The sequence below is a fragment of the Acaryochloris sp. IP29b_bin.148 genome (assembly GCF_028285565.1).
GTDB lineage: Bacteria > Cyanobacteriota > Cyanobacteriia > Thermosynechococcales > Thermosynechococcaceae > Acaryochloris.
Genome location: NZ_JANQOY010000040.1, coordinates 21881 through 38622 on the forward strand (window position 1 = coordinate 21881; position 16742 = coordinate 38622).

General features: G+C 49.6%; 11 protein-coding genes. 3 read left to right on the forward strand and 8 right to left on the reverse strand.

Features of this window, described 5'->3' with window-relative positions:
• Positions 1 to 9 precede the first annotated feature (9 nt).
• The 3 genes from Q0986_RS04215 to Q0986_RS04225 form a co-directional block, all read right to left on the reverse strand.
• Entirely contained in the window at positions 10 to 3984 is a 3975-nt protein-coding gene (locus Q0986_RS04215) for a choice-of-anchor Q domain-containing protein (protein WP_299404435.1), read from the reverse strand.
• A 228-nt stretch (positions 3985 to 4212) separates the two neighbouring features.
• A complete protein-coding gene (locus Q0986_RS04220) occupies positions 4213 to 6132 on the reverse strand; it encodes a CHASE2 domain-containing protein (RefSeq protein ID WP_299404438.1) in 1920 nt (639 codons plus the stop codon).
• A 4-nt stretch (positions 6133 to 6136) separates the two neighbouring features.
• Positions 6137 to 6784, reverse strand: a complete 648-nt coding sequence (locus tag Q0986_RS04225) for a response regulator transcription factor (RefSeq protein ID WP_299404442.1) — start codon at positions 6782 to 6784, stop codon at positions 6137 to 6139.
• Positions 6785 to 7289: 505 nt separating this feature from the next.
• On the opposite strand from Q0986_RS04225, the gene Q0986_RS04230 reads away from it, so the two are divergent.
• Positions 7290 to 9122 (forward strand): EAL domain-containing protein, encoded by a 1833-nt coding sequence (locus Q0986_RS04230; protein ID WP_299404446.1) that lies wholly within the window; start codon positions 7290 to 7292, stop codon positions 9120 to 9122.
• A gap of 135 nt (positions 9123 to 9257) precedes the next feature.
• Positions 9258 to 9836, forward strand: coding sequence for a J domain-containing protein (locus Q0986_RS04235; protein ID WP_299404449.1), 579 nt, complete (start codon positions 9258 to 9260; stop codon positions 9834 to 9836).
• Here Q0986_RS04235 and Q0986_RS04240 read toward each other — a convergent pair.
• The 5 genes from Q0986_RS04240 to Q0986_RS04260 all read right to left on the reverse strand — a co-directional run bounded on the left by Q0986_RS04240 (position 9833) and on the right by Q0986_RS04260 (position 15060).
• Positions 9833 to 10654 (reverse strand): pentapeptide repeat-containing protein, encoded by an 822-nt coding sequence (locus Q0986_RS04240; protein WP_299404452.1) that lies wholly within the window; start codon positions 10652 to 10654, stop codon positions 9833 to 9835. The two genes, Q0986_RS04235 and Q0986_RS04240, sit on opposite strands and share 4 nt — an antisense overlap.
• Before the next feature lie 16 nt (positions 10655 to 10670).
• Positions 10671 to 11312 (reverse strand): hypothetical protein, encoded by a 642-nt coding sequence (locus tag Q0986_RS04245; protein ID WP_299404457.1) that lies wholly within the window; start codon positions 11310 to 11312, stop codon positions 10671 to 10673.
• Between the two features lie 168 nt (positions 11313 to 11480).
• On the reverse strand, positions 11481 to 12707 hold the full coding sequence (locus Q0986_RS04250; protein ID WP_299404460.1) for an NAD(P)/FAD-dependent oxidoreductase: 1227 nt from the start codon (positions 12705 to 12707) through the stop codon (positions 11481 to 11483).
• Between the two features lie 34 nt (positions 12708 to 12741).
• Complete coding sequence (sir, locus tag Q0986_RS04255) at positions 12742 to 14667, reverse strand: sulfite reductase, ferredoxin dependent (RefSeq protein WP_299404472.1); 1926 nt, start codon at positions 14665 to 14667, stop codon at positions 12742 to 12744.
• Positions 14668 to 14880: 213 nt separating this feature from the next.
• The gene (locus Q0986_RS04260; protein ID WP_299404464.1) at positions 14881 to 15060 is read right to left on the reverse strand and encodes a hypothetical protein; all 180 of its coding nucleotides are present in this window, start codon (positions 15058 to 15060) and stop codon (positions 14881 to 14883) included.
• 569 nt (positions 15061 to 15629) lie between these two features.
• Here Q0986_RS04260 and accD point away from each other — a divergent pair.
• Positions 15630 to 16544, forward strand: coding sequence for an acetyl-CoA carboxylase, carboxyltransferase subunit beta (gene accD / locus Q0986_RS04265; RefSeq protein WP_299404468.1), 915 nt, complete (start codon positions 15630 to 15632; stop codon positions 16542 to 16544).
• The last annotated feature ends 198 nt before the right edge of the window (positions 16545 to 16742 follow it).

Consider the following 16742-nt stretch of genomic DNA (forward strand, 5'->3'; position numbering starts at 1 on the left):
GTTTTCTGCCTATAGAGCAGTAAAACTATCTGCAGTCAGTGTGGTCGTGTCAACGCCTGTGAGCATGGCGAGAATCTGATCTTCAAAACTAATTTCATTCCCGCTAAAGCTCAAGCCGCTAAAACACAACCCGTCCGATAGGCCAATGACATCAACACCGATCTCAAAGTCAGTGAACACATCGGTTCCGGCCTCTGGCGCTAGCGCAAAGACATCTAGGCCAATGCCCCCTGTTAAGGTGTCATTACCTGCGCTACCCGTTAAGGTGTCATTACCTGGGCCACCGACTAGGATGTCACTCTCACCTAAGCCGCGGATTTGGTCATTGCCCTCTAGCCCATCGATGCGATCGCGATTGCGAGTGCCAATCAGGCTATCATCACCATTCGTTGCCACTGATGTCTCGACCGGATCTTCAGACTGGAGGCTGCCCCCACTTTCTTCTTCCAGCTCTATGCCATTTGAGAGAGTGACCATTAGGTCAGAACCCATTAAGTTCTCGACAGCAGCCGCTTGACCTAAAGCCAGCACACTATCCACTAGATTGCTAATGATATTGGAGCCGGATCCGGCGGAGGTGGTATTGAATACTAGTAGATTAATCAGAGTACCTATATTAATCTCAACGTTAAAAACGACTGGAGCATCAGGCTCAGACACCGCTCCCTCATCGTTGTCTTCAATCGTTACATCGACACGATTATTGTCTCCTAGTATCAACCCGTCACTGGGATTGGAGATCTCAAACGTTGCCGTTTCGATATCTGCCTCAACCTCCATATCATCATTCACCATGACGGTGGTGGTCCCGATGGTTTGACCGTCAGGAATCGTAATTTGAGAAGGGAACACTCCTGTAAAATCAGCACTGTCCGTGCCACCCGTCAGGGTTAAGTCAATCGTTTGATCGCCGGTAACGGCACTCTCTGCTGTCACCGTTATGGTGAATTCAGTCCCCTCTGACTCGGTACCTGCTGTAGGCGTGACTGATAAAGTCGCGGGTATGGGAGCTGGATTTCCTGGAGAGGGTGGCGTTGAAGGATCTGTAGGTTGTGGTCCATCTATAGGTGGTGCCGTAGGATCTGTGGGTTGCGGTTCATCTACAGGGGGTGGTGTCGTTGGATCTGTAGGTTGCGGTCCATCTACAGGTGGAGTGGTCGGATCCGTGGGTTGCGGTCCATCTACAGGTGGTGTTGAAGGATCCGTGGGTTGTGGTCCATCTACAGGTGGTGTTGAAGGATCCGTGGGTTGCGGTTCCTCTGCGGGTGGCATTGTCGGGTCTGTAGGTTGCGGTTCCTCTACAGGTGGCGCTGTCGGATCTGTAGGCTGTGGCTCCTCTACGGGTGGAGTGGAAGGATCTGTGGGTTGCGGCTCCTCTGCGGGTGGTACCGTCGGATCTGTAGGCTGTGGTTCCTCTACGGGTGGTGCCGTCGGATCCGTAGGTTGTGGCTCTTCTACAGGTGGAGTGGAAGGATCTGTGGGTTGCGGCTCCTCTACCGGGGGTGGCGTTAGACTTGCTTCAAAAGCACCAATATCAACTGTGTCTCTAACGATTCGAGCAAAATCAGACCCTCGCTGATCGAAAGGTGTCTGTTCAGTGGTATCGCCATTACCATTTTGGTCATTAATATCTGCAGGAATGAGGGCATTATCCCCGGCATCGATTGCAGGACTATTGTTAAGGAGGGCATGAGTTAAGGTCGCTCCTCCATTGTCCTGTAGCTGACCGAGCCGCGGATTCGGACTCAGAATATTATTGCCTTCAGTGATCGAACCTTCAGCCCCCTCAAGACTGCTGACTAGATTATTATTGCCATCAACGGAGCCAGCAATATCTGCCTGAATGTCGCCAGGACCATCATTGTCCTGGCTATCTCTATTGCCCGCAATAATACTATTTTGGCTATCAACATTGCTGGGAAGAAAGATCACGTTCCCATCACGGAACCTTCGATTAGCGATGCCGCCGCCATTCCCTGTCCCATTATCATCAACGTCGGCAGTATTTTGGGTAACGGTCGTATTGAATAAATTAGTGGTTCCCCCCGGTACGCCAACTACAACATTCCCAAATGGATCAACTGATCCCCTTGTAGGCTGATTAAAAATCCCCCCGCCATCGTTATTAGCTGTGTTTCCACTTACTGTGCTGTTGGGTAGATTTGTGGCTGCACCACTCTCCGTGAACACTCCTCCCCCATTAACACCAGATTGATTATTGCTGACGGTGCTATTGACGATATTTGTGGTTAACCCATCATTATTAATACCGCCGCCATTTCTAGTGGCCTCATTGTTATCAACCGTACTCTCTAGTACAAAAACATCTGAACTAGCATTGCTGAATATTCCACCCCCATCGACTGCGGCAGTATTCTCAGAGACAAGGCTAGAGGACAAAACAGTTTGTGCACCAATACCTGAGGCAAAGATGCCGCCTCCACTATTAATAGCTTCATTTCCTCGAACTACACCATTGTCAACAATCACGGTATCGCTAGCGTTATAAATCCCTCCACCGTCGCGTTCAGCAGTGTTAGTAGAGATAGACGTATTGGTAAGGGTTACCCTATCGTCAGGGCTGACATTACTGGTGACATATAGTCCACCGCCGTCTTGGCCAGAACGATTATTAGTGATTTGACTATCTGTCAGGATGAACTCTCTGGCAGAGTCAAAGGTGGAATCGGCACCTTGGGCAATAATTCCACCCCCATCTACTGCTGCAGTATTCTCTGCAACGGTGCTATCTGTGAGGATTGTGCGACCAATAAAACTGGCAATTCCACCGCCACTACCACCTGCAATATTCTCTGAAACAGTGCTTTGATCTAACGTGATTTCTCCGAGTGTTTCAGCGTCGATTAAACTTATTTCTGAATTGTTAAAGATCCCCCCGCCATCGGTAACAGCATTATTCAAAGAAATAACACTATTGGTTAATGTCGCTTTGCCACTGGCTGTATTGAACAGTCCGCCACCACGATTGGCTGAATTGTCTGTAATCAGACTATCAGTCAGTGATAGGGTGCCTAAATTGGCAATTCCGCCGCCGCCAAAGGTGGTTTGGCCACCCGTTACCGTAATATTCTGTAAATTGAGTTCGGCATTGTTAGAGACTGTAAAAACTCTATCTAAGCCATTGCCATTAATCTCAGCCTTTTCATTCCCTTCTGAACGGATTGTGATGTTCTGGCCAGTGCCAATATTGAGCAGAGACTCTAGATCCGTATCTTCCCCTTCTCCGTCGATGCTGAGGTCATAGATCTCGCCCCCTTCCAGGTTGATAGTGGCGGCATTAGTTTGAGCTGCGATAAGGGCTTCCCGCAAACTAATGCCTGTCCCTCCAGGATTTGCCTGAAGACTAAAGATATTGGTGATGTCTCCATCTAGTTCATCTAGAGTGGTATCCACCGTAATTTCAAATACGCTAGGATCGGCCTCAGCTTCTGCTCTGAGTAACCAGTTCCCACCTGTTAAAGGCTGTAGTTCAGAATTCGCGGCGAGATTATTTAAATTGAAGGCACCATTACCTGCTGTGGCAACAAACGATCGATTCTCCTGGGGTGAAGTAGTGTCGACCGCCGCAGGACCACCATTCCCTAGTGTACTGGGTTGATTGGGGAGTAAGGCCCCAACAAAAAAGGAATCGCTAACAACGGTTGGATCAATCGATATCGTTGCAAATTGATCGGTATTCGGGTTAACGACTTGAGCCTCAGCGGTGGTTAGTAATACCGCATCATCTGGATTACCGTCATCATTTGGATCTTCATAGAGAGCCACAACAATGGGATCTCCATCAATCGTAAATGCAGGCTGATTAGGAGACCCCCAAGCTAAGGAAATGCCAGTAATCGTATCAGCTTCGGGTGCTGCATTGAACTGATTGAGCCACAATACATCTCGAGGTCCTAGGGTTGAATTGCCTAAGAGGGATGTTTCACTACTGCTATCATCCACAGAATATTTAAAACCTTCCATCTTGCCCTCGCTTATCAAGAATAAACAATCGTCAGCAACCGTTATTCAACGAGGGTGTGAGTCCCGTTGATTGCCGAAGCTCCATCACTGTTCAGAGCTTCGGACTGCTTGCTTGACACGCTCACAATATCGGTAGGGACCAAGTGCGGGCATCGTAGATGAAGGCAGTATTGGAGGTGGAGTTAGGCACATGGGGTTGCACAACAATGCATCTGTGCGCCCAGGTTATTAATGGAAACGACGAACAGAGAAAAAACGCCAAAAGGGCTTTTTCTTCACTGACCACTGCAACTTGTAACGCTGTCCAGTGGGGGTATTGCCATGTTGTTGCCAGGTTCCACCGAGCTGTCGAGCTAACTGCTGGGCTTGTTGCGTGCCCCAGCCCATCTTGGCAGTTGAACCTAAATCGCTTGTTGTGCCATTATCAGCCACTTCAATTCTGTTGTAGCCCTGATCTTGCATACAGGTAACAGACACTTGGGTAACCCCGTGAGCATGCTTGCCAATGTTGCAGAGCACTTCTTCTAAAAATCGACAGAGTCTGCGTTTGAGCTCAAGGCTAAGGGCGCGTTCATCCATCGGTTCAAATTTCACGATTTTGAACTGGATATCTGCAAAACCCGGTAAGTCTCGGGCGAGGGTTTCGCTATAAACGGTGCATAACAATTCGTGGAGGGGGGCAGTCAACTCCAACTGCAGATCACTGCTCAACCCTAAGATCGGTTCAGGTTTCAAGGTTTCTTGGCGGATCAGATTGTAGATTCCTCGCAGTTCTTGGTTAAGGTGCTGCAGTTGAGGCTCTAGTTCTGAGGTAGACGTGTTGCGATCTCGCACCCCTCGCAATACTCCTGCTAAGGTTTGCAACGGACCGTTATGGATGGTATCAAAGGTTGTATCGATGACCTGCTGCCGATTTTGGAGTTGCGATCGCAACCCCTGGTCATACAGCCAAAAGCTATATAGCACCACTCCATTGATGCCAAAGACCAGCAAAGGGGGCACTAACGGAATCCAAACCCCACCTAATAAACTGAGATAGGCCAAACCCACCAGCCCCGCACTGCCCACTGCCATGCTTAACAGATGAAGGATCGGGGTTCGACTCCAGTACTTGAAAAGGATTCCCAGCACGCCCCACCCTATAATCCAGAGATACTCTAGGAAGTCGGACCACCCTGTTAACAGTGGTCGTCCCTCTAGCTCCGCATTAATAATTTGGCTAATGGCATGGGCTTGGGCTTCAACGCCATAGATCTGTCCGGGGATGCCTGTGAAAGAGGGGGGTACTGCTGTGGTGTTGACCATATCTTTCTGACTGAGAGCGGTCATGCCTACCAGTACAATCCGGTTTCGCAGCGTCTCCGGTTGAATGCGACCTGTATTTAAATCTGCCAACGAGAGAATCCGAAAAGGATGGAGACTTTGGCGATAATTCAGCAGCATTTGGTTACCCCCGTCATCAGCCCTCACGTACCCCCCTGTGTGGGACTGGAATCGAGTGAGTTCAGTCTGGCCAAACCGCATGGCTACCGGATCTTGGATGCCATTTTCGAGCGATCGATGGTGTTCTTTTAAGTAAAGTTCTGCGACCCGAAGGGCAAAGGAAAACCGATACTCCCCGTCAGCGGCAGCCGTTCCGAGCAGCATCCGGCGTAGTCCGCCATCTGCATCCGGCAGGATATCGGCAAAACCAATCTGGTCCTGTGGCCAAACCGCTAAAGCGGGGATGGGAATACTGTCTGCACTGGACAATACCTTCTCAATGCCCACCAAGTGGGAGAGATCAGTAATGGCAGTCTCTAGATCTGGCTCTCCTGGTGGAATCGGAAAATCTCGTAATAGATCCAGACCAATCACCTGTGGTTGGTAGTCCTGGATTTGCCACAGGAGTCTGGCCAGTGCTTGATCGGGAACGGGATAGGCCTGCAGCCGTTGAATGTCAGCGTCGGTAATCCCCACAATCACAATCCGCTCATCCACGGCTTCAGCGGGACGAAGGCGCAAGCCCTGATCCAGCGCCATCCATTCCCATCGCTGTAGCCCCCCCAGAGCACGGACACCGATCACCAAAAGAATAACAAGCACACCGGGCAGCACGCCTACTCTCCATCCTCCTGGAAGTGGGTGAGGGGAACGCTGGCTGGACATGATGCTAATCAATCAAGCCCATAGATCGGGCCTGAATTTCAGTTTGAATGCGCATACTTTTGTCCGCCTCTGGATAGACGCCTAAGGCATCTTGAACCTTGGTCCAGTAGTTCCGAACCGTCCGCAACGAGATATTCAGACGTTGGGCAATCGCCTGATCCTGTAGACCCTCTTGAAACGCCAGCTGAAGGACCGCCAACCATTCTGGCTTGATTTCGATGCCGGCCCGCATTTCTTTGGGGGTACACATCAGACCTTGTAACGCCCAATCCATTTTCAGCAACAGTTGCGCCATCGGGACACTTTTGTCCACGATCGTAAATCCGCCTTCATGGGCCACAATCGTCGGCTTAAGGCGAACCAACTTTTCAGTAAAGCTGCTTAACACCACAATATTGAGGGTGGGATACTCCTCCATCAGCGTTCTCAATAACTGTAGCCCTGTGTCTGATCGAGAGGGATCACCCAGTTTTTGAGGAATGGAGAGATCGAGCACCACCAAATCAGGGAGATGCTGTTGAACAGCCCCATAGGCTTGTTCCGCATTTTTGAAGACTAGAATCTCTGCATCGGGATATTGCTGTTCGAGAGCACTTTGGGTCCCTCTGAGGGTCATATCATGATCGTCAATAACGAGAAGACGGAGCGGCATCGTTGGTGGGTGGATAGACTCTCATTCCATATAAACATCAATAGAGAAAAAAACGCGTCAGTCGTTGGCCAGGATTGATGCTCTATAGATGTCATGTCTATTTCATGATGGGCATTCTGTACCGCACTTTTGTCACTTGCCGGATGCGATCTCAGGCCTTAAATTCATACTTTTAAGTGATATTGAACTCAATTACTCAGAACTATTTCCAATTCTCGAGAGAAAATCTGGAGCTACCCTTTTTGCATATATTAATTTTCAGAAGCTAAATAGTTCCGTATGTTTACTGACGCGATCGCAAGAATCAAATAGGTATAAGAAAGATACGGTATTCATAGTCAACCTCCGCATTTCTGCGGATTTTTTGCCTAGTAATGCTCACAGAAAAGAAGACTGAAGGACGGGGTTGACCGACGGCATCAAAACGGAAAATAAGCTTAGCCATTAATCAGCTAGCGTTTGAAGAGGCTTAGCAGACAAACTCATATGGGGGATTCACAAGTTTATGCAAGCATTGGACACACAGATTATTCCAGCACAGAATACAGAAATTTTGATGATCGAGGATGATTTTCAAGATGTAGAAATAGTGACAAGGCTATTGGGGAAAGAAAAACAGCACTCTATCCTGCTCAATCATTGCCCAACCCTAAATTCAGGTCTAGATACCTTAAAAGAAGAAACCAAGATTGATCTGATTTTGTTGGACTTATCGTTATCCGATACTCATGGACTAGAGACATTCCGCAAAGTTCATGATGCGTTTCCCAGCATTCCCCTAGTTATTCTGAGTGGTAATAGTGATGAACGACTTGCTTTAGAAGCAATGCAGGAAGGGGCACAAGACTTTTTAGTCAAAGGACGATTAAACAGTACGATGCTGTCACGGGCGATTCAGTATGCTATGGAACGCCAAAACCAGCGGCTAGAGCTGGAATATAAAAACCTCGCTCTAAAGACATTATCCCAGCAATTAGCGATCGCTAATCAGGAACTTCAACAATTGGCAGTGGTGGATGAGTTAACGCAGATTTCTAATCGGCGACGGTTTGATGAGGTGTTTCTGAACGAGTGGAACCGTCTACTGAGAGAAGAACAGCCTTTGGCTTTAATTATGTGCGATGTAGACCACTTCAAGGCTTATAACGATACTTACGGTTACCAAGCTGGCGATCTTTGTTTGGAATCCGTGGCTCAAGCCATTGCCAAGGTGGTTAAACGCCCTGCAGACTGTGTGGCCCGCTATGGTGGCGAAGAGTTTGTCATTGTACTGCCCAATACCGATTTAGCGGGAGCTACCCATGTGGCAAAAGAGATTTGGCGGGCGGTCCATCATCTCAACTTACCCCATGCCACCTCTTCCATTAGTAGCCGTGTGACCCTTAGTTTGGGGGTTGCCTGCCAAATTCCTAATGATGATCTGCCCCCCTCTGTATTAATTGACGCAGCGAATCGAGCCGTATATGCGGCCAAAGCCACTGGTCGTGATCGCATCCACATCCATCATGCGGACTGCGCCGTCAATCTCCGGTCTCGCCAAACCTTGCTGTGGTTAGAGCGGCTGCAAAACGCTTTAAAGTATGACCAATTTGAGCTGTATGCACAACCGATTCAGGCACTGCATGCATCCACTTCAGAACCCTACTTTGAAATTCTGTTGCGCCTATGCGATCAGCCGGGGATAGTCTGTTCCCCAGGTATGTTTTTCCCTGTTGCCGAGCAGTATAACTTTATGCCTCGGCTTGATCGCTGGGTGATCAAGCATTTATTTGCGAATTTGGGAGAAATCAATGCCTTAATGCTGAAGGAAGCTATTTTCTTTATCAATTTATCCGGGGCCACCTTCAAAAATATGGAAATCGCCTCATTTATTGCGACACAACTGGCTCGCTATAATCTCAAGCCTGAACAATTTTGCTTTGAAGTCTCGGAAAGCGTCGCGTTCCATAATATAGAAGCTGCGGCACAACTGACCCAAGCCTTAAAGGATATGGGATGTAAAGTGGCTTTAGATGATTTTGGCAGTGGCCTGTCTTCCTTTACTCATCTCAAGAACATTCCGGCTGATTTTGTCAAAATTGATGGTTCCTTCATCAAAGATGTGGCGCAAGATGAGATGTCTAAAGGGGTCGTCGCAGCGATTCACCATTTGTCTAAAATCATGGGCTTACAGACCATTGCGGAATACGTGGAGAATCGGGCCATTCTTAATCTCCTCAATGAGTTCAACATTGATTTTGCCCAGGGTCATTATTTTAGTCCTGCTCGGCCACTGGTAGAGACCTTAGCGACCTGGCAGGCGACTGCCTTTACGCATCAGTCGCCATCGGCGAGTTAGACCGCAGATCAGGTTGCGCAATATTCCTTACGACTTCTTTGATTTCCGTATCAGAACGTAACGGGCAGCCCATTGCTTTTCCAGTTTGAGCATCCTTAAGATAGGGGTAAACTTTCCGGTGAAAGTGAGTCTGCTATGCATGCTTGCGAGGCACATCTGCAAACCCTATCACTCAAGTCCACTGCTTCCTTTGATGAAATTCGAGAAGCCTATCAGGATCTGGTGATGGTCTGGCATCCAGATCGGTTTATGCATAATCCTCGGCTTTATAAGAAAGCCGAGGAAAAGCTCAAACAGGTGAATCAAGCTTATACCTACCTAAAAGCTCAGCAAACAGAGTTGTCTGTTGCCGGAGCGCATCCGCAGGAAGACGCCGGTTCAGCGAAGCCCCCCTCTCATGCTCCCGCACCATCGTTTAACCGCCATCACCACATTGCTTGTCCTTGGCTCAGTTTTGCGGATGCGGAATACATCTTAAATCACTACTGTTTCCATGCCGTCGCCACCAAAGATGCTGGACACCAGACCTATCATAGTGGCCCTTTTGTCTTGGACACCTGCCCTCATCCCGCAGAAGTGACCTTGTCCGTTCCGTGTGATTCCGTGCATGGCTTCGATCGCATTTTGCTATCCATTCCTTGCAAATCAAGAGGACATTTTCGCGACGCTGAGGCCGAGCAACTGCTGCAACTCTTGCGTCACCAATCCGGTTAACAGTGAAAATCTGGGAACCCTCGCGCTTGCTGTAAATCAGCTAATTCCCAATCGGCACCGTCTAAGCAAGTGCGGTGAAACTGGGCGCGATGGAGTCGGGTGCCCCGAAGGCTGGCACCCCGTAAATTGGCCCCTTTAAAATTGACTTTGCTGAGATTGCTCCAGGCTAAATCAATACCCTCGGCATTGATGTCCTCTAGATTCGCCCGCACCATATAGGCTTGGGCACAGCGGGCCGATCGTAAATTTGCTCGACTCAAATCTGCACCGTAGAGATAGGCCCCCATCAGCGTCGCGTGGGTTAAATTGGCTTGACACAACGTCGCTTGAATCAGGTTCGCGGATTCCAGTTCGGCATAACTCAAATCGGCTCGATTGAGCTGGGCGGCTTCCAGCTCGGCTCGGCGAATATCAGCATTTTTGAGCCCGCAGCCAATCAGGTTGCTGCGACTGAGTTCGGCTTCTAACAGCACGGCTTCTGCCAAATCCCCCCCGATTAAGTTGGCATCTCTGAGATCAGCGCCCACTAATTGGGCATGGTGGAGGTTAATGGCCACCCCTTCAATCCCCGTCAGCTGAGCATTGATTAAATTAGCCCCACATAAGCGGCTATTGCTTAAATTGACGCCTTGCAGATTCGCACCTTGCAGATTGGCAGCGGTGAGATCGGTATCCCTTAAATCAAAGCCTTGCAAATCCATTTGCCCGAGGTTACACCCAGCCAGATTGGGATGAATATGGCTATGCCGTTGCCGCCACTGCTCCCATGCCTCCACACCTTGATATAAAAGGGCTAAATGTTCGCCAGCTCTGGTCATGGTTGCTCCTGTCTAGCTATTCCTTGTTATGACGACCAGGATGATCGCGGCCAGGAACGGTTTCCATGGCACCGATGACGGCGGCAGCAGCCGTTTTGATATCTCGTTCAGCGCCGCCTAAGTACAAACGACCAAAGCTTCCCACTGAGGTAATTTGCAAAATATTAATCAAAGCCGCTTTTTCGGCTTCATTCGCGGCTAAGGAGGCATAGGCAGCTGGGGTAACCTCCATCACGTAGAGTGCCTGACCGGCCAGCAGCATATTGCCCCGACTGTTGCGATTAATCAATTGAGCATGATGGGGGTCAATATTGCGGATGATTTGGCTGGAAACGACTTGGGGCCGTAACCGATCGCGGAGCTGAACCCCTAAGGCATCTAACATGGCTCGCCCGGCAGTTTGCGTTTCCGCTTGACTGCTGGCATGCACTTCTAGTACGCCATACAGCCGTTCTACCATTTGCACGGCGGGGCGAACCACAGCAGATTTTAGGGCCACATCCATAATTCGATTAATCTCAATGCCGGGCGAAATCTCAATCCAGAGGGATGTATCACCGGGTAAGGGTAAAAACCCAACGGCGACGGTGCCCATGTAGGCAGCATGCTGCGACTGGAGGCTATCGAGATAGACATAGCTACGCAGTTCAACACCCAAAATGACACGCTCCTTTCTATATGATATGAGTCCCGACCGATCGCCAGGGGCGACCGAATCTACACAAGGTGTTTGACGTAGCCTCCATTGATGTATGAAACCACACAAAGGGGCGTTCTAGGTGGTTTTTCCTGCGATGGGTGCCCAGAGAATAGGGGCGAAGGGTACTTATGCCAGCGACTGCCCAATCGCTTGGGCTGCTAACCAGGCGGTGGTCCAAGCATTTTGAAAGTTAAAGCCGCCTGTAATCCCATCCACATCAATCACTTCTCCCGCAAAGTGGAGGCCTGGACAGAAACGACTCTCCATGGTTTTAAAGTGAATCTGTTTGAGATCAACACCACCGCAGGTGACAAACTCATCTTTGAAGACGCCTTTCCCCTTGACTTGGAACCGTCCTTGCGTCAGCTCTTGTTGGAGGTTACGAAGATTTTGCTTGGAGAGATCGGCCCAGCGTTGGCTTGGAGGGATAGCGGCAGCTGTCAGTAAAGTTTGCCACAGCCGTTGGGGCAGCTGAACGGGACAATGCTTGGCGATCGCACGTTTGGCCTTTTGGGCTTTAGCCTGCAACAGCTGTTGGCGCAGCTCTTCATAGCTGAGCTGAGGCAACCAATGGATAGCTAACTCTCCCCGATACCGACTGTGATGTAAGGCTCGGGCGCCCCAGGCCGATAGTTTGAGTACGGCAGGCCCACTGAGTCCCCAATGGGTAACCAACAGTGGTCCAGTTTGATCAAACGCCTCGTCTGCTGTCGATAGCCTCAGTTGCACGGGATCGACCGTAATCCCTGCCAAGCCTTGTAAGCGTGGATCGTTGATTTTAAAGGTAAATAAGGAGGGCACGGGGGCGATCGGCGGATGCCCGAGCTGACGGGCTAGGCGATAGCCCAAGGGATGGCTGCCTGTCGCTAACAGGATGCGATCGCAGGCCAGTTTCTCTCCCGATTTTAAGCGCACCTCGAAACGACCGCTATCCGATCGAGCCAGGTGGGTCACGGGCGCAGTCGTGCGGAGGTGAATCCCGAGCTGTTGAGCGGTGCGGAGCAGGCAATCAATAATCGTTTCTGAGGTATTGGTGGTTGGGAACATCCGACCGTCCGCTTCGGTTTTTAGGCGGACACCGTGGGCCTGGAACCATTGCACCGTATCTTGGGGCTGAAACCGAGTAAAAGCGCCCCGCAGCGCTTTAGCGCCTCGTGGATAATGTCCCACCAAGAGCATCGGCTCAAAGCAGGCATGGGTGACATTACAGCGCCCACCGCCAGAAATACGAACTTTGGTGAGCACCTGGGGACTCGCTTCTAGAAGCGTAATATTGATCTGCGGATACGCTTCCGCACAGGCAATGGCACCCCAAAACCCAGCCGCACCCCCGCCAATCACGATCAGCTTCACGCGTTGTTACCATCCTGCCAGCCAAGCCGTTGGATCACTGAGACAAGTTTTGCAAATACAGATCAATGGCATCTGAGGCCAGCTCTGTTAGGGTTTTGCCTTGTGTACTCGCCGTTTGCTTAAGTCGGTCATAGACCTCTGCACGCAGATTGACCCGATGCCGCACGCGCGACGAGCTGATCTTACCTGTTTGGGTGGTGGGATCATAGGTGTCGCTATACTGACGCAGGGCGTCAAAGCCGATGCGATCGCAAAAATCACCAAAGCTTTCAGCGGGTTTGCCCTTTTGCTTAAAGAAAACCAGGAGAGGCTCTAGGGTCGTCTCCAGCTCATCTATCGGCATGACCTCCATAAAGGTTCTGGCTAATCGCGTCTGATTGGGGCAGCCTCCTAACCAGAGCTGATAAGCCGTCGGCTTAATGCCGACAAAGCCTAGCTCAGCCATATAGGGACGGGCGCAGCCATTGGGACAGCCGGTCATCCGAACCACAAAATGCTGATCGCTCAAGTCCAGCTTATTGAGGAGTGCCCGGATCCGATCAAGAATGCTGGGGATGGCGCGTTCCGATTCTGCGATCGCTAATCCGCAAGTCGGTAAAGCTGGACAGGCCATGGCATAGCGAACCAGTGGATCAATCTCCGTCTCTGCTAGTACACCTGCATTCTTTAAAATGTCTTGAATAGCTGTTTGATCACCGGGCTGAATATTGTAAAGAATCAGATTATGATTGGCCGTCAGCCGCATGGGCAGATAGTACTGCTTCGTAATTTGGCGTAGGGCAGACTTCAGCTGCAGCTTGCCATTATCAAAGACCCGACCATTCTCAATAGAAATGCCCAAGAACAGCTGACCATCCCCCTGTTCATGCCAGCCTAGGTAATCTTCATACTTAAACTCAGGCAAAGGACGACTGGGGGCAATAGACTTACCAAAATACTGTTCAACGACACTGCGAAACTTATCAATGCCCCAATCATTGACCAGGTATTTCATCCGGGCATGGCGACGCTGCTGGCGGTCACCATAATCTCGTTGAGTGGCAACAATGGCTTTGACTAAGTCATAGACATCCTCTTTGGTGACATAGCCTAAGGGATCAGCAATCCGGGCAAAGGTCTCTTCTTTTTTGTGGGTACGGCCCATCCCTCCGCCCACAAAGACGTTAAATCCTTGCAGTTTATCTTGGTCATCCAGGATAACCACTAGACCCACATCTTGGGTGTAGAGATCAATGGAGTTATCTCCAGGGACGGTGACGGCAATCTTGAACTTCCGGGGCATGTAATGCTGCCCGTAGATAGGCTCTTCATCGTCGTCTAGATTGGTGCCGTTGGTATTGCGCTGGCGAGCCGCTTTGACCTCAGGGTGCTCTTCTGCGGATAAGAATTTTTCCCCATCTAACCAAATCTCGTAGTACGCGCCCGTTTGGGGGGTGAGTAAATCGGCAATCCGATTAGCATACTCTTGGGCATAGACATAGGCTGGCCGGTTGACATAGGGGGCTGGCGGGGCCATCACGTTGCGATTTAAGTCCCCACAGGCACCTAGAGTAGACCCCATGCTGTGAATAATGGCGGCCATCACCGTTTTCAGATTTTGCTTGACAATGCCATGAATCTGAAATCCCTGACGAGTGGTGGCTCGCAGGGTGTGATTGCCGTAGGTTTCGCTGAGTTCATCCAGTGTTTGATAGAGCTGGGCTGGAATAAATCCACCGGGGCTGCGGGTCCGCAGCATAAATTGATAATCTTTCTCCTGTCCTTTCGCCCGATTGTCCCGATTATCTTGCTGATAAGAGCCATGAAACTTGAGAATTTGAATGGCTTCTTCAGGAATATTTCTAGCGTCCGTCTGCAGTTCTGCAATTAACGGATGACGTAAGTGATGGCTGCGCTCTTTAATCCCTTCCAGCTTGGAAAGTTTAGGCGGAGTCGGTTGTTTAGGAGGGGCATTGACCATGGGATAGTAGGCAGTTGCTAGCAATGACGAACTTACAGACTGGATGACGCTTCTACAGAAAAATGCTGGGATTTGGTGCTTTGTTCTGCTAAAGACGACACCGGGCAGCACAACGGTGTAGTTACGAATGCCCGGTAAATCGGTCGGAATATTGGTGAATTGCTTTTTATTTTATCACTGCTGCTTTTGACGGATCCATCTTTGTCAATTGTGTTAACGCTGAGGATCGTGATTCGGTAAACATTGCCGAATCCAACACCGATTCAAATACTCAATCCGATACAGCTGCCAAAAGCGACTGGGATTCAGCACCAGTGAGATTTCAGAGTGGAACAGAGGCTGATTGAGGTATTGCCAAAGAGGAAACCGATTTCGATGAGATTTAGAAAGCATGACAATTCGATGTTTGGGTGGTTAGGCGTTTAATCCAGCTAGGATTCAGCTACAGTGGAGCCCTATTACAAAGTCTTCACTGTCGCCATGCTCCACAACTTTAGGGGAAACAATGACCCTAAATGGGATCCCTAAAAGTTATGTAAAATGAAGCTCAAGCAGACGTTGAAGCTATGTGCTAAGCCGATTGTGATTTGGATAAAAGGTGCGCTCCGTATAGGCTTAGGATGCCCAGGTTCGTCGTAATATACGTCACAAATTTTGCGGGATTCTGAAAATCTTTACAAACAACAAACAGAAGGGGATGCCAAGTGTCAGCGACAAAGTTTATGATTAATTAACAATTTCCAGAAAAGATTGCAGACAACTCTAGGAAACCAAAGTAGAGTGACTGCTGGGTTTATCTTTAGAATCAGCCGCAACAGACAAAACTCAGCCCACTGACATATGTGTAGAGAATTAAGGATGGTGTGTTGAAGGGGTAAAGATGCCAAAAGACGGTTCAGTCGAAGGACTGCGTGCATTTTTGCTGATGTTTAGTATGTATTTATGAGGAAGTAAGCGTTTCCATGTCTTTATTTGATTGGTTTGCAAATCGGCGAAAATCTCATCCTGTGACCAAGGCACAGCCTGAGCGGGAAATCTCGGATGGATTATGGTCTAAGTGCGAAGCGTGTGGGGTGTTGACCTACACCAAAGATTTGCGAGCGAATCAAATGGTTTGCTTGGAATGTGGGCACCACATGCGCATTACAAGTGATGAGCGGATTGGTCAACTGATTGATCCTGAGACTTGGGTCTCAATGGATAACAACCTTGTGGCTTGTGATCCGTTGCAATTTCGCGATCGCAAAGCCTATTGCGATCGCATTCAGGAATACCAAAGCAAAACGGGTCTGCAAGACGCCGTCCAAACCGGGGTCGGTGAACTGGATGGCTTATCCCTGGCACTGGGTGTTATGGACTTCCGGTTTATGGGTGGCAGCATGGGATCGGTGGTGGGTGAAAAACTGACCCGATTAATTGAGCATGCCACTCAAAATCACCTGCCCTTAGTGATTGTCTGTGCTTCTGGGGGGGCTCGCATGCAAGAAGGCATGCTCAGCCTGATGCAAATGGCTAAAACTTCGGCGGCGCTGGACCAGCATCGAGCCAGCCGTCTCCTCTATATTCCGGTCTTAACCCATCCCACCACAGGTGGCGTGACCGCCAGCTTTGCCATGCTAGGGGATATGATTTTGGCAGAACCCAAAGCCACCATTGGTTTCGCGGGCCGACGAGTGGTCGAACAGACCCTGCGAGAAAAACTCCCCGACGACTTCCAGACCTCAGAATATTTGCTCAGTCATGGATTTGTGGATGCGATTGTTCCTAGACCCGAGTTAAAAGAGACCTTAGCTCGGCTGATCCGCATCCATGCTCAGATGCCTATGGCTTCAGATGTTTCACCCTCAGCCGTTCCGGTCGCCGCTGCCGCTGAATAGGGAGCACATTGCCCAACCTTGATCCCCTGCCATCTCAGATTTGACCTAATTTATGGAATCTGGATTTGGGAAAGGGACACCTCAATGGCATGATATTAGATGGGTCAACCTTAATAAAATCAGTACGTTAATGATTATGGGGTTTGCAGACCTGTCAATCTCGGACATAGCAGAAGACTATCATCTCTCTATTGAAGA